At 36.1% G+C, this 15,207-nt stretch carries 14 protein-coding genes; 8 read left to right on the forward strand and 6 right to left on the reverse strand.

The features are described 5' to 3' along the window. Nucleotides 1–16: 16 nt before the first annotated feature. The 5 genes from J8L85_RS15495 to J8L85_RS15515 all read right to left on the reverse strand — a co-directional run bounded on the left by J8L85_RS15495 (nt 17) and on the right by J8L85_RS15515 (nt 6,540). Nucleotides 17–3,196: a M1 family aminopeptidase gene (locus tag J8L85_RS15495; RefSeq protein ID WP_247656700.1), complete on the reverse strand. Its 3,180-nt coding sequence runs from the start codon at nt 3,194–3,196 to the stop codon at nt 17–19. 2 nt (nt 3,197–3,198) lie between these two features. Further along, nucleotides 3,199–4,071: an ABC transporter ATP-binding protein gene (locus J8L85_RS15500; RefSeq protein ID WP_211018785.1), complete on the reverse strand. Its 873-nt coding sequence runs from the start codon at nt 4,069–4,071 to the stop codon at nt 3,199–3,201. Nucleotides 4,072–4,294: 223 nt separating this feature from the next. Next, nucleotides 4,295–4,639 carry a 5-carboxymethyl-2-hydroxymuconate Delta-isomerase gene (locus tag J8L85_RS15505; protein WP_211018967.1) on the reverse strand — a complete coding sequence of 115 codons (345 nt, stop codon included), beginning with the start codon at nt 4,637–4,639 and terminating at the stop codon, nt 4,295–4,297. Between the two features lie 5 nt (nt 4,640–4,644). Next, nucleotides 4,645–5,712 carry a serine hydrolase domain-containing protein gene (locus J8L85_RS15510; protein WP_211018787.1) on the reverse strand — a complete coding sequence of 356 codons (1,068 nt, stop codon included), beginning with the start codon at nt 5,710–5,712 and terminating at the stop codon, nt 4,645–4,647. 132 nt (nt 5,713–5,844) lie between these two features. Continuing rightward, nucleotides 5,845–6,540: a DUF4386 domain-containing protein gene (locus J8L85_RS15515; protein ID WP_211018789.1), complete on the reverse strand. Its 696-nt coding sequence runs from the start codon at nt 6,538–6,540 to the stop codon at nt 5,845–5,847. A 199-nt stretch (nt 6,541–6,739) separates the two neighbouring features. Between J8L85_RS15515 and J8L85_RS15520 the strand changes: the two genes are divergently transcribed. The 8 genes from J8L85_RS15520 to J8L85_RS15555 all read left to right on the forward strand — a co-directional run bounded on the left by J8L85_RS15520 (nt 6,740) and on the right by J8L85_RS15555 (nt 13,841). Beyond that, nucleotides 6,740–7,189 (forward strand): DMT family transporter, encoded by a 450-nt coding sequence (locus J8L85_RS15520; protein ID WP_211018791.1) that lies wholly within the window; start codon nt 6,740–6,742, stop codon nt 7,187–7,189. A 39-nt stretch (nt 7,190–7,228) separates the two neighbouring features. Further along, complete coding sequence (locus J8L85_RS15525) at nt 7,229–7,861, forward strand: NAD(P)H-dependent oxidoreductase (RefSeq protein WP_348771769.1); 633 nt, start codon at nt 7,229–7,231, stop codon at nt 7,859–7,861. Nucleotides 7,862–7,897: 36 nt separating this feature from the next. Continuing rightward, entirely contained in the window at nt 7,898–8,371 is a 474-nt protein-coding gene (locus J8L85_RS15530; RefSeq protein ID WP_348771770.1) for a VOC family protein, read from the forward strand. A 471-nt stretch (nt 8,372–8,842) separates the two neighbouring features. Then, nucleotides 8,843–9,244, forward strand: a complete 402-nt coding sequence (locus J8L85_RS15535; protein ID WP_211018793.1) for a hypothetical protein — start codon at nt 8,843–8,845, stop codon at nt 9,242–9,244. A 173-nt stretch (nt 9,245–9,417) separates the two neighbouring features. Continuing rightward, nucleotides 9,418–10,218 (forward strand): endonuclease/exonuclease/phosphatase family protein, encoded by an 801-nt coding sequence (locus J8L85_RS15540; protein WP_211018795.1) that lies wholly within the window; start codon nt 9,418–9,420, stop codon nt 10,216–10,218. Between the two features lie 280 nt (nt 10,219–10,498). Next, nucleotides 10,499–12,124: an AMP-binding protein gene (locus tag J8L85_RS15545; RefSeq protein WP_211018798.1), complete on the forward strand. Its 1,626-nt coding sequence runs from the start codon at nt 10,499–10,501 to the stop codon at nt 12,122–12,124. Between the two features lie 330 nt (nt 12,125–12,454). After that, nucleotides 12,455–13,234: a copper resistance protein NlpE N-terminal domain-containing protein gene (locus J8L85_RS15550; protein ID WP_211018800.1), complete on the forward strand. Its 780-nt coding sequence runs from the start codon at nt 12,455–12,457 to the stop codon at nt 13,232–13,234. Between the two features lie 64 nt (nt 13,235–13,298). Further along, nucleotides 13,299–13,841, forward strand: coding sequence for a GNAT family N-acetyltransferase (locus J8L85_RS15555; protein WP_211018802.1), 543 nt, complete (start codon nt 13,299–13,301; stop codon nt 13,839–13,841). A gap of 113 nt (nt 13,842–13,954) precedes the next feature. On the opposite strand, the gene J8L85_RS15560 is transcribed toward J8L85_RS15555, so the two are convergent. Beyond that, on the reverse strand, nt 13,955–15,142 hold the full coding sequence (locus tag J8L85_RS15560) for an FN3 domain-containing metallophosphoesterase family protein (protein ID WP_211018804.1): 1,188 nt from the start codon (nt 15,140–15,142) through the stop codon (nt 13,955–13,957). Nucleotides 15,143–15,207 lie beyond the last annotated feature (65 nt).

Below are 15,207 nucleotides of genomic sequence, written 5' to 3' on the forward strand. Positions count from 1 at the left end.
TTTTGATTTATTGTCATCATTTTACATTACCCTCCATGAACAATTGATCAACTTTAGACTTCAACGCATCATTTGGCAATACCCTATAAAATTCTTCAAGCAGGTCTAATGACGTTGGTTTTTTAGGATATTGATTATTGGCCAAAAAACTTCTTAGTGCTTCATTTACTTTATCTTCGCCTATTAATTCAGATAATTCTACCATTGCTATTGCACCTTTTGAGTAAGCTATATGTGTTGCGCCATAAGGCACTTTGTATAAAGGTGAATCTCCGTAAAGCCCTTTTTCATTATCATAAATTTGTTGATGTATTTTAACGCGTTCCATCATGCGTTCTTTTCCATACATTTTTTTGTAAATCATCATTTCGGTATACATGGCTAAAGACTCTGTAAGCATTGAAGCACCTTCTCTTTCATCTGGATTTATTTGACTATTTCCCCACCATATATGTGCTAACTCATGGCCTGCTAATTCATTTATAACATCTTTACTTGGATCACTATCTATATTAGCATGAAATATCATGTTTTCAGTCATAAAAATGGTTGCTGGATATGCTGTTGCCGCAAACCCACTCGTAAAAGATGAGACCTCAACAAAACTTATTTTTTCAAATGGATAAGCACTAAAATTATCCACACAATAATCTAAACTCAATACGACATTTTTTAGCAGTCGATCTACATTTTCAAAATGCATGTCATGATAAAGTACTTCAATTTCTATGTTACGATGCTTGATAGCTTGTTTTTGGTACTTAGCAGATGCAACTGCAAATCGAAATGGAACACCATCGGCTTTGTATTGGGTATTCGTCCTATCGTTTTCAGTCCAGGTTTTAACAATATTACCTATTCCCATAGGTGTTTGATTGCTTTCAGTGGTAACTACCATATTTAAATTTATAAAGTCATTTTTAAAGACTTTTGGTGTTTCAAGCCTCTTCGAACTTGTTGGATTTCCAAGTCCGTATTCTTCTCGTTTTTGCTGATCCTCTATCTCTTTATCTGATTGGTATCCCAACAAAGGATAATAATTACTAATTCTCATAAACGAACCATTATCAACGATAGCATTAAAAGATTGATGCCCATTGACAGCGAACCATCTGTATGATAAATTAAACTCTAGAGTCGCTGTATCACTCGGCATAAAAGGCTCATCAAGTTTTACCTCTGAAACAATCTCATCAACTGAAATTTCTATATTATGGATTCTAAATGTTGCTTCATTTAATTCTAAGTCAGAATGAAAATTCAATAGAATCCTGCTTATCGGTTTATCTGTTAGATTTTGGATTCTATATTTTCCTTGAATCTTATAAGAATTTTCAGAAGGGTACAAGTCTATTTTTGTGTCTACATCTATAATTGTAGGTTGGGGTATATTTTGATAATGACGGTAATTTTTTTCATAATTAACCGCTTCAACTAGTTGTGAATCTTCATTTTTTGGTGAGTAACCATTCATAAAATTAAAACCTCCACAGATGCCCAATCCAAAAAAAACAGTGACAATAAACGATTTCAATTTGGTCCATTGTTTAAATTTCAAAAATGATTTTAATGCCCATATTAAGCCCAACAGGCTTATTCCAAAAAGCAATCTGTTTGAAAAGGCCGACAGATAAGCACCATAACCATTCAATTCGCTAAACACACCTTTGAACCCTGAGAAAATGTGTAACAATGGATATGGCAACAACATCTTAACTAATGGTGTTGCAAAAACTACAACCGCTAATATTGAAACACCTAAGGCTACATATTTGCTGTTTATAATAGTATTGATAAGAAGTAATAATGCACCGAAAAGGAAAAGCGGAATTGTATTAAATATAATAACCCCAAAATAAGCCAACCAATCAATTTGGGTATATCCATAACTTATTTGAAACACTAATGCTAATACTATAAGTAGCGTAGTTAAGAATACCAATAGCACAGCTAATGACATTAAGTGCCCTTTTAATTTCGCTTTTGAAAAAATTGTACTGTCTTCAATTAAATAAAAATTGGCTGTAGTACTTCTCCAATACATATCATTTATAAAATACGCTAGAATAAATGCTCCTAATAAGTGAAAGCTTTGAGAAATAGAAGTAGCCAAAAGTCCTGAACTGGCATAATAATCTGGTAAACGAATGCCTTTATCTATATCAGAATACATTTCCATACCAACAAAGAATACCAACAGCATTGAAACGGCAACTATAGTTACGCTTTTAAAAAGGTAAATTAAATCAACCTTTGCAAAGGAAATGATTGAACTGAACTCTGACTTAAAACCAAAATTAAGAACAGGTGTTTTGACCTTTGTTAATCTTACTTTTGCATCTTTAACTTTATGCTGTTTACGTCTCAATTCGTTTTTACTTGTAGCTTTATTAAATACATAAAAACGATAAGAAATAACCAAAAACAACATTGACAACAGCATATAAGCTATACGATTGATAGCCAAAAAACCTTTTAATGGCACGATGAACTGATTTTTATCGCTAACACTTAAGTCTTTAGCTTCAAAGAAATATGCAGAAGCTCCAAAAGGATCTAATAATGATGATAGTTGCTGTACTTCAATAGATTGTGGTATGCTGCCTGCCATAAATGGCGAATTAGAAAACACCAATAATACCATGTACAGTACATACAATAGTAAACCTCCAATAACCACTAATAACTTCTTGCGTGAAGTATAAGCAATCATAAACAAGAAGCTACAAACGAAAAAGCAGTTTAAAACTCCAAAGATTAAAAAAGGATAGAGATACGACCAAAAACTAAACCCTAACTGCATTTCGTTTCCAGTACGCGAGTTTTGACCAATGACAAAACCTATAATTAAGATTAAAAAACTTAAAAAAGTTCTTAAAGTAAACACAGAGAATTTCCCTATTAAATAGTTTTTAAGCGTAATTGGATATGAGAACAACATAATATCAAATTTTGTGTCCCATTCCTTAAACAGAATCTCTAAGGCAAATAAAATGGCCATAAAAATTATGGATAGACTCAACAAAGCCATCATAAAGCCAATTGTGTAAGGGGAATTAAGATAAATTCCTTCACCAGCAGTTAAGTTGAACTTATAACCGCAAAACCATCCTATAAACACTAATATTAAAGCTGTTAAACCTAATACATACCGGTTACCGCTATGCTTTAATTGAAATTGAAGTATAGCATTCATAATTAACTGTTTTGAGAAAGAACATTAAAGTAAACGTGCTCTAGTATTGGTTCAACTGGTGAAAATCCTTCGGGTTGTATAGGTGCAAACACTGTAATTTGTAGTTGACGCTCTATAAGTTGTTGACTAATAACTTTTAGATTTGATTGATAAATTTCTAGTTCATCGTTATCAATAAATTTTGACCAGATTTTACCTTTTAAATCTTCAATTAATTCTTTTGGCTTGCCAGTTTTAAGAATTCGACCTCTATTCATTATGGTCATTTCAGAACAAAGGTTTTTAACATCTTCAACTAAATGAGTAGATAAAATCACAACTACTTCACTACTAATATCACTTAGAAGTGTATTGAATCGGTTGCGCTCTTCTGGATCCAATCCTGCCGTAGGCTCATCCACTATAATAATTTTCGGATTCCCCAATAGGGCTTGAGCCACACCAAAGCGTTGTTTCATTCCACCAGAAAACGTATGGACCTCCTTATCTTTAAAATGCCATAGGTTTACTTTTTCCAATAAATACCGTATCTGGTTTTGACGTTCAGCTTTATTATTAACACCTTTTAAAACAGCTATATGGTTTAATAAATCGTATGCATTTACTTTAGGGTAAACACCAAAATCCTGTGGCAAAAATCCTAGATTTTTTTTTATATAATCTGTGTCTTGTACTACATCTATATCATTAAACTCAATAGAACCTGAAGTTGGTTTTTGTAAGCCCACAATCGTTTTCATTAAAGAGGATTTACCAGCGCCATTGGGACCTAACAAACCAAACATGCCATTCTTTATCTCTAGGGAAATACCATTAATGGCATTGTAACCATTTTTGTAAATTAAATTTAAATCGGTAATTTTTAAGGTATTCATGATATTCGTTTTTTGATTGATTGAAAACTGAAATTGACGCTTTTTGATAATAATTAAGCATTAATTGACTCTGACTAATTATGCTTTCTGTAATAAAAGTAAAAACTCTGACCTTACTGTTATTGGACAGGCTTTGTTTATAACCTTTTTCATAGATACAGAACTAATATGTTCGCTTTCTTTGGTTTATTAATATTTTCATTTTTAACTGCAATAAGCATTTCTAAATCATATTTCTATTACAATAGGTAGCTTTCTCAAAATCCCTTATGTTTATTGAGATAATTGGCACCTGAGAAAACATGGCTTTTAGTTCTGTCACGATTTGCTTTGACAGATTCGATTTCTGTTCGGTATTTCGTCCTTGCATGATATTAGCAAACACATGGATAAAATCATCTTTGGTATTGCCAGTATTATAGTATTGAAAAGGATTGATCCGTACTTTAATGTCTTCAGGAGCAAACAATCCGGTCGATGCTGCCGTATCATACACCTTTTGCATGATTTTTTCCGGTGTTTCTAATTTGATGACCTGCTTTGAGCAGTCTATTACAAAATGTGGTATATCGTTTAATTTTTAAGGTTTGCATTAATTACAATTGAAGCTATATCTCTAGTGGCCTTCGTTGGTGAATTGCAATCGCAATTACTAAACCCGATTACGTAAATGTCTAAACCAGGCACATAAACGCCCATAGATTTAAATCCAAAGATGCTTCCACCATGTTCTCTCGAAGGCTCGCCATCTATATCCTTTAGATGCCACCCATAACCATAGGTAAATGGCGTACCATTGTTTAATGTGTATTTAGTGAACATTCGATTGATTGTACCTTGAGAAACCAATACACTATTATTAATGGCCTCTTGCCATTTTAACATATCTTCTACCGTAGACATTAAAGAGCCGGAAGCATAAGGTATACTTAAACTCACATACATCTTATTTGTGTACTCTCCTCTGTTATGATAGCCGTAAGCTCTATGCTTTACGATGTCTCTATCGCTTGCATAGCGGGAATCGGCCATACCCAATTTTTCAAAAATGTTGGTTTCTATAAAATCTTCATAAGTACTTCCGGAAACCAACTCTATAATATATCCTAAAACAACGTAACCGGAATTATTATAGGAAAACTGTTCCCCCGGTTCAAAATCAACGGGTTCATCCTTAAAGAAATCTACCAGCTCTTTCGGAGTAAGGTCTTTTTTGGCGATGGTCATGATGGATTTCATTTTGGTAAAATCCTTTATACCAGAAGTATGCGTCAATAAGTGATGGATGGAGATATTGCTTCCATTCGGATAATCTGGAATATATTTTGAAATCGCATCACTCACATTTAATTTCCCTTGTTCTTCCAGCATCATAATGGCAACAGCTGTAAACTGTTTGGTCATGGATCCTATTTGAAAGACATTATTGGGTTTCATTGGCACATTCAATTCTAAATTGGCCACACCAAAAGCCTTTATGTAAAGGGGGTTGCCGTCTTTTGCAACAAGAAAGACGCCCCCTGGTCCATTTTTGTCTTTAAAAACAGTGGTTATAACACTATCAATTTGAGTTTCTAATGTTTGGGAGCAAGTGACTTGCAGCGAAAACACCACAATTAAAAAGGTTAATACTAATCTCATTGTATTCGTTTTTTGATTGATTATTTAAATTTTTGTTTTGAATTAAAACTAGCTAGTTCAATAGTCAAAAAACTTAAGGTATCTTAAGAAAACTATGAACTTAAAATTATGACTGTAAAACATATCTGGAGGTTACACGGTTTTTATACTATGCTTTTTAAAAGACTTCTTCCTAAATCCTTTAATTAACAGCCAAACAGTCAATGAGAACTCACCAATAACAGTAGGCATAATCACTATAACTTCGAAAATATTTTTATAATCATCATAATTTGACATACTTAGTTTTGCCATTCCATCTATGATATAACCAAACGCAGCCAGTACCAATAGGACCCCTAATGCTTTTGGAATATACGTTGACTTTATAATTAGATACCCAAGAACAATTAAGTGGATACCAAAAAACAACAATCCGATAGTCCAAAGTGTATCAAAATCCAACAACAACTCCGTTACTACTTGTTGTAATTTTATGGAGTTAGAAACGTTATTTGTCAATTCATAAATATGTAATAGTTTAAGAAGGGCCACACAAAAAAACACAGCGTGCAGTATTCTAAAAAAAGAAGCTAGATAAGATAGATTTTTACTTGTTGATTTTGTTAAGTTGAAAAGTGACCAAACCAATAACACATCAAAAAACAACATAATAGTAAAGCCAAGTAAACCACTGCCGAACTGTGAATGATTATTAATGAAGTTTGTAGTTGTAATGTGTTGGTTGCTGCTATCTATTAAGCCTTCGAGTACTGCAAAATTGGCGTAAAAACCAGCAATAAAAATCATTAAATAAGCTATTCCTGAAATTTTTGCTATCTGTTTCATAATTGATGAATTTTAAATTTTCAAACAAAATTATCGCTTCACAATATGGAATTCATTGACTTTGGTTAAGAAATTGAATGAACCTTATGAAGGTATAAATCAGTTACAAATCTAATTCTGACTAATCCCTGATTTCTTAAGCTACCTTAATTTTCACCCAATTCTTTCCCCATAATTTTGTTGTTTAAAAGGTAGAATCATGAATCAAAACATCAATAGCATACTGGCAATTCTTGGAGGAATTTTTTTAGCAATGCAAGGAGGTTTTAATGCACAGCTTGGCGTTCAATTAAGAAATCCATTAATGGCGTCATTGGTAGCATTCTTTTTCAGCATGGTTTTCGCTTTGCTAGTGGTTTTATTGAGCCTCAAAAGCTTTCCGAAAACATCAATACTGTTTGATATACCCAAATATTTATGGTTTACAGGAGCATTTTTCAGTGTTGTTGGAATTTGCCTTTACTACTATACAATTCCCAAACTGGGAATATCCACCATGATTTCGTTAGGTCTTTTTGGTCAACTCCTATTCTCTACTATCGCAGGGCACCATGGTTGGTTTGGGATGCCCCAAGAACCTATGGAAATTAAACGAATACTGGGAGTGGTGGCCATGTGTATCGGAATTTTTCTAATTAAAAAAAGCTAAGCCTCAAAGCGTAAAAATAATACGAACCTTAAAATAAATATGATGAGACTATTGGAAGATCTAAAATGGCGTTATGCTACCAAAAAATTTGACCCGACCAAAAATATCGGCACCACTGACCTTGAAAAATTACAGGAGGCCATACAATTATCGGTTTCTTCGTACGGACTGCAGTTATATAAAGTTTTGGTTATCAAAGATCAAAAATTAAGAGAGCAGCTTAAAGAAGCCTCATGGAATCAATCGCAGATTACAGAAGCTTCACACCTTTTCGTTTTTTGCAATTATATCGAAAGAAGCGAAAAGCACATTGACGATTATATTCAAGCCACTGCGACCATACAAGGTACACCATTGGAAAAGCTAATGCCTTATGGCGATTTTATCAAAAATAGTTTATCTCAAAAGTCTGATTCGGAGTGGATAAGTTGGTCGGAAAAACAAACCTATTTAGCTCTATCGAACCTTTTAATGGCCTGTGCAGAATTAAAAATAGATGCGTGCCCAATGGAAGGGTTCGAACCGGATAAATACAATGAAATCTTAGGATTGAAAAAGAAAGGTTTGAATGCAGCGGTAATTGCACCGGTGGGATACCGATCGGAAGAAGACCATACGCAATTCAGGACCAAAGTCAGAAAACCTAAAGAGCTTATTTTCAAAATGATATAACCAATATTAAAAGTGTTAAACGTAAAATCTTGCAAAGTGAAATTACCCAAAACATATATTGTCTTTATTTTTATAAGCTTTCTCGTTACTATCTTCAGCTTTGTAAAAAAACCTCAAGATAGAACCACATCACTTCGTTTGGAGCTTTTCAGTTCCAATGTTGAAGAATCCGTAAATTTTTATACAAAAATCCTTAATTTTTCAAAAGAAGGTGATTCCATTAATCAATCCTATCAACAAGTCATAAATGGTTCTGTGATTATAGGAATAGGACCTGAGGCTAAGTTGTCAGAGGATCATTTTTTGAAATATAAGGAAAGTGATTCTCGCCGTGGCATCGGTGTGGAAATTGTCTTGGAAGTAGACAATTTATTAGCTGTTTATCGGCAAGTGAAACGAAGTGATTATCCAATACATGCCGAGATAAACGATAGACCGTGGGGACTTACCGATTTTAGATTGATTGACCCCGATGGTTATTACATCAGAGTCACCTCAAGAAAAGATTAAGGGCTGTAAATGCTTTTATAATAAAATCTTATAAAAGCATGCATTTGTATACTTTTTTTGATAAATTACTCAAGAACTTTATAATAAACAGAAAACTAAAACTGCATACGTTTTTGCATACGATTTAATAATCTAATAGTGGCTGAGCCCTATAAAACCGTTGGAATTTTTCCACCCTTGGAGCTCATAACCCGAAGGTCACTGGTTCGAGTCCAGTTCCCGCTACAAAGGCCTAAGGCCATAAAAAAAGGTTCGTATTTCACGAACCTTTTTTAGTTTATTTACTTTTTTGATTTGTTCTAATATCCACAATATGAACCAGTAATCTCCCAAAAGTTAATCCCCGAACATAGTATCTGCTCTATGTAGACATATCAATTCCCGCGAAATAATCCAACTCTATACATAACAGACAGGTGTACGATTTTACCGGAAAGTTTGAGTATTTTTATAAGGCTTCAAAATATTCTTATGGATATTATTACAATTCCTTACCACTTAATCTTACCATCGATAATCGGACTTTTAATTATCGGTTTATTGATAATATTCAAAAAACGATTTTGGACAAAAACCTATTGCAAAAGTCTTTGGTTTAGCGCTTGTGTCTTTTTTGGACTGTACTCGATCATTGTTGGATATGCAGCCTATGAAGATATTTGGCTTCATCTTGAACTTGAAAAATATGACCTGAACAACAATCTATTTTTTGATGGTGAAGAATGCACTAATGAGCATTGTACGGAATTGATGAAAAAATTGGTTAATGACACCGGAAGAAATTTATCAGTATTTACGGGCGGCATTAAAGCATTGGTTATCGCCATACCCATTTTATTAGTTGGAGTTGCGACAGAACGGTTAACAAAGTAAAAAACTTCAGAAAAACACCGTAATCAATACGGAATTAAAATTTTGCCATAAGGTTTTTAGTATTTTTATAACGTCCGAATTGTTTTTGGATCTCACGGTGCCAATTGTGGAAACTAGAACGTTCATCTGTTCCTACTCTTTAAAACAAAACTGCTGATCTATAAATTGAAAAAATGAAATTGAATACTTGTATTATCTTGTTCCTATTGGCCATCAGTCATAATATATCATCTCAAAAAACGGCCGCCGATAGTAGTAGGGTCGTAAAATTACTTACGTTCAATATTCTTCATGGGGCCACTACCAAGGGTGATTTTGACCTAGATGTCATTGCCAAGGTCATAATAGATGCCGACCCCGATTTTGTAGCCCTGCAAGAAGTCGATTACAAAACAAAAAGAGCTAAAAAGTATGATCTGGCCACGGAATTGGGATGGAGGAGCAAAATGGCACCCATCTATGCGAGGGCTATGCCTTACGACGGAGGTGAGTATGGAGAGGGAGTACTTTCCAAACACACCTTTTTACAAACAAGAAATGTGGCCTTACCTTTTATTCCAGGTGACGAACCTAGAGCGGCATTGGAAATAACCACCGTATTACCTTCTAATGATACCGTTTCATTTATTGGTACGCATTTAGACCATCAAAAAAATGAAGCAAATAGGATAATGCAGGCCAAACATATAAACAAGGTGTTTTCCTCTAACCCCTACCCTACCATTTTGGCCGGGGACCTAAACGCAGAACCCGATAGCAAGACCATTGCTATACTAAACGAAGTATGGTCGGCCTCTTACCCTAAAAACAACCCACAACCCACATACCCATCGGACAAGCCCATAAAAAAAATCGATTACATTATGTTTTACCCAAAACACCGATGGAAAGTTCTCAAAACAGAAGTCATTCAAGATTCTATCGCATCAGACCATTGTGCATATCTGGTAACCCTTGAGCTATTGCCACAGTAACAAAATCTATAAAACACCCCACCCCACTGGGCTGTTTCAATTTTTTTTTGGTTTTGGACATCGTATAAATCAAATTGTCCAAGATGACATTAAGACCGTATTAATTAATTTAGTTGCACAAAATATGTAACCGATAGAAATATTGGTTGCTATCGGATTTCTGTTCTCAATACCATGGCATCCCATATTCTATACCATAGAAACAACATCAGATAACAATAAAACTACAAGTGCCTTTTGGATATAAAAGGCCGATTATTACAAAATAGTACTAGAATTCATGAAAAATAAATCTTACGAGCAAGGGTTAAGCAACACCCCTTTACTTGGAGAAACGATATCGGAGAACTTAAAAAGAACGGTCGAAAAATATCCTGATAGGGAGGCATTGGTGGTCCCATACCAAAATTATCGGGCTACATATTCTGAATTTTGGGAACAAATAGGTCTAGTATCGAAAGGTTTGTTGGCTTTTGGCATAAAAAAGGGGGACCGCGTGGGAATTTGGTCTCCAAACCGTTTTGAATGGGTCATAATACAATATGCCACCGCACGAATCGGTGCTATTATGGTAAATGTAAATCCGGCTTACAAGGCACAAGAATTGAGTTTTGCATTAAAACAATCGGAAATTAGCCTCTTGATCATGTCCAAAGGTTTTCGCAAAACAAACTACATCAACATTTTAAGCGAAGTAAGATCATCATGCATTCATCTAAAAGATGTATTGGTCATAGACCACGACTGGGAGAAGCTTATTGCTATGGGTGCCAATATATCGGATGAGAAACTGGAGGCCATTGAAGCTACCCTTGAATTTGACGACCCTGTCAATATACAGTATACTAGTGGCACTACGGGGTTTCCGAAAGGGGCCACCCTATCTCACCACAGTATTTTAAACAATGGTTTTTTTATTGGTGAGCGTTTGGGTTACACCGAAAATGACCGTGTATGTATACCCGTTCCATTATACCACTGCTTTGGCATGGTCTTAGGAAACCTTGCCTGTACCACACACGGTGCCTGTATGATTTTTACGGGTGAAGCTTTTGAACCTGCTACCGTACTCAAAACGGTACAGGACGAAAAAGCAACCTCTCTTTACGGAGTGCCGGCCATGTTCATAGCCGAGCTAAACCTCCCAGAGATAAACGATTATGACCTTTCTACTTTACGTACCGGTATTATGGCAGGCTCACAATGCCCCACGTCCGTTATGCGAGATGTACGCGAAAAAATGCACATGAAAGAAATTGAGATCTGTTATGGGATGACAGAAACCTCACCGGTGAGTACGCAAACATTTTTGGATGACAACGAAGAAAGAAGGTGTACGACCGTTGGAAAGGTACACCCACACCTCGAAATAAAGATCATAGATCCCGACACTGGTAAGATAGTACCTAGAAATACACCTGGCGAACTATGTACAAGAGGTTATTCTGTAATGTTAAAATACTGGAACAACCCCGAGGCCACTGCAATGGTCATAGACGAAGGCCGTTGGATGCATACCGGCGATATGGCCGAAATGGACGAACATGGGTATGTTAAGATCGTAGGTAGGATAAAAGATATGATCATCAGGGGCGGAGAGAATATTTCTCCCTATGAAATAGAGGAATACCTACAAAATCACGATGATATTTTTGATGTACAGGTAATAGGGGTGGCCGACAAAAAATATGGGGAACAGGTAATGGCATGGGTTATTCTTAAAGAAGGAGCCATTGTTACCGAAGACGAGCTCAAAACATACTGCCAAGGTCAGATAGCCACCTACAAAATACCGTATTATTGGAAATTCGTAAGTGAATTCCCCATGACCGTAACCGGCAAAATACGCAAGGTTGAAATGAGGGAAATAGCAAACAGGGAACTAGGACTTTTAAAACGCGCCTAATAATAAACACCAAGTTACTTATACGCTTACAAAAAAAGGGGCCCGAAATAAGATTACGTTTCACACTTATATATCATATTCGATAAAGCAAATAAAACGGGGTATTCTTAGCATTCAACACCCCGTTTTATTTTTTTAACCATAAGAGCATTGCAGTAGAGAACATTGGCACGAAAATGGTTATAAATTTTAAGATACCGAAAGAATGCTTTTATCTTTGAACCAAAGACCCTCAAAGTATATCTTTTCAAATATCACATCAATACACTCAACAATATATAACCGATATTAAAGGTCTTACACTACACACATAACATTAAAAATCGAAAAATGACAAGAACCCATTTAAAGTATATCATGGCCACAGCCATAACAGTTACCTTTATGTCTTCCTGTGCCATAAAAAACAAGCAAGAACCAACGGAGAATTCTGTAGACCACCATACGGCCGAAATAGCATTTGACTGGCAGGGGAGTTACTACGGCCTGCTACCATGTGCCGATTGTGACGGTATAGCGACCCGATTAGACCTCAACAACGACCTTACCTATGTTTTGACCAAAGCTTGGAAAAAGAACGACAAAGCCTTGTCCGATACTTTAAAAGGGAAATTTACATGGCAAGGAAACAATATAAAGCTAGAAGGTATTGCGGATAAAAGTAGCGCAGACACCTTTAAAGTAGAGGAAAATCGTCTTCGCCAATTGGACATGGAAGGAAATGAAATCACTAGCGAACTGGCAACACATTATATACTATCTAAAATGGGAAATTCACAAGTAGAGGATAAAAGGTGGCAAATAGTTGAACTGAACGGAAAACAGATAACCGGTGCACCTGAAACGCATTACATTATTTTTCACTCCAAAGAAGGTCGCCTAGAGGCCAAGGCAAATTGCAATATACTATCTCGAAGTTACAGAATTACCAACCAATTAATGATTTCCATTGACCAAGGTATTTCAACCATGATGGCCTGCCCCGACGATTTAGACTCTCAATTGAACAAAGTTCTTGACATGGCCGACAATATTTCGGTAGGTGACGGAACAATGACCATCAATAAGGCCAGAATGGCTCCCTTGGTACGCCTTAAGCTTGTGGAATAAAAACTTTTATCAACTATATACTATTATAAAGCAACCTTTGCTGTAATTAAAACGACACCGCCAATTGAAAAAAGACTATCTGTTTAAATCTGAAAGACTCGGTTTCCGTAACTGGATAAAAAATGACCTGACGCCATTTGCCAAAATAAATGCGGACCCTGAAGTGATGGCGCATTTTCCAAAACCTCTGACCAAAGAAGAAACATCGAAGCTTATAGATAGACTACAACAACATTACCTAAAAAATGGATATACCTATTTTGCGGCCGAAATTTTAAATACGGGAGAACTGATCGGTTTTATAGGCTGCCTTTACCAAGATTATAAAACAGATTTTACACCTGCCGTGGACATTGGTTGGCGATTAAAAAAAAGTAGTTGGGGCAACGGGTATGCCACCGAAGGAGCCAAAAAATGCCTTGAATTTGCATTTAACGACCTGAGTATTGATAAGGTTATCGCCGTTTGTACCCTACAGAATTCAGCATCGGAAAATGTGATGAAAAAAATTGGAATGCAAAAAGTAGGAGAGTTTGACCATCCCAAACCAAAGGTATATCCAGAACACGAGAAATGTATCTGCTACGAAATAAACAAAAACCTTTAAAAACAAGGATTCCAAGAAAACAAGAAAATCGTTTGGGGGACGGATCCCCCGAAACGATTAACGTTCAACAACAATATTTTGGATATCAACAATTCTATAAAAGAAAAGACTGGCTATTTGTCTTCGAAGAACACTTCTGAAATTAATTTAGAATCCATCCCAATTCTTTTTGCCCTGATACCAGAGCTATCGATCGCCAGGTCCACACGCGATTCGTGATCCACTATCAAAATAGGAAAATTGTTACGACCCGGATTCTCTGGCACCAAAGCATACGAATGTGTATGTCCGCAAACCATTAGATCAATATCTGTCTTGTTTAAAATGGGCATAAACTTCTTTCTCACTTCCAGCTCACCGTGCCACTCCCTACCTTGTTTTTTGGTAAAAGGGGGAATGTGCATAAACACCACTTTCCGTTCCGCATTCTTAAAAGCTTCCGATGCGACTACCTCCGTAAGCCATTTGGCCTGTTTGCTACGGTACGCGTCAAAATCGGCCATACCGCTATACTCTATATCGGAATCGGGCTTATCTTCCCCGGAATCCAAAACAATAAAAAAGGTACTCCCCGATGAAAATGTGTAATAGTACCGGTTTTGGGGAAAATGAAAATACGAATCCAGTTTACCTGCGGCCGCCCCTCTAGTTTCGTGATTTCCACGTACAATATAGAGTGGTTTTTCCTGGGCAAATATATCTACCATAGTATCCAACACACTGTATATGGCCTCTTCGCCCGTAGCATTGTTCACAAAATCACCGTCCATCAATACAAAATCGGTTTTTGCCCATTCCACGGTCTTCAGCAACTCTGCTGCTTTAGGACCATTTTCATGCATATCGCTTAGAACAACACATGATGTTCGTGATTTTTTAGGATCCGCAGTTGTAAAATAAAGCGGTTCTTTTTTATATACCCTTGTAGCCGCCACTTTACCCATATTACCCTCTTTGGTTATTGCTTGTGAGTACACCCGATAGGCATATTTTGTTCGTGGGGCAAGCCCCGAAATGGTTACCGATTGTTGCTTGCCAATATTTTTTAATCCACCTGTGGCATTGTATACTTTTGTACGTTCTTTTTGGTAAAAATAAGAGCCGTCCTCTTCGTAATATTCTACCCACGAAATACAATCTACAGAGGAGCTCCAGTTGATGACCACACTATTGGCCGTTAAATGTTGAATAAACGGACCATGGGTAATGGCCACATCTTGGGAATAAGTGAATTGAACAACACATAGGATCGCGATCGCGACCTGACAGAAACGCCGTATCCTATTTTCCTCTTTTTTCATTTTTATGTTTTTTAGAGCTTTTTATTTTAAGGACATATGACCCGTTCGGACCATAAAAAAGTGCC

It is taken from the genome of Maribacter sp. MMG018 (assembly GCF_018100785.1).
Lineage (GTDB): Bacteria > Bacteroidota > Bacteroidia > Flavobacteriales > Flavobacteriaceae > Maribacter.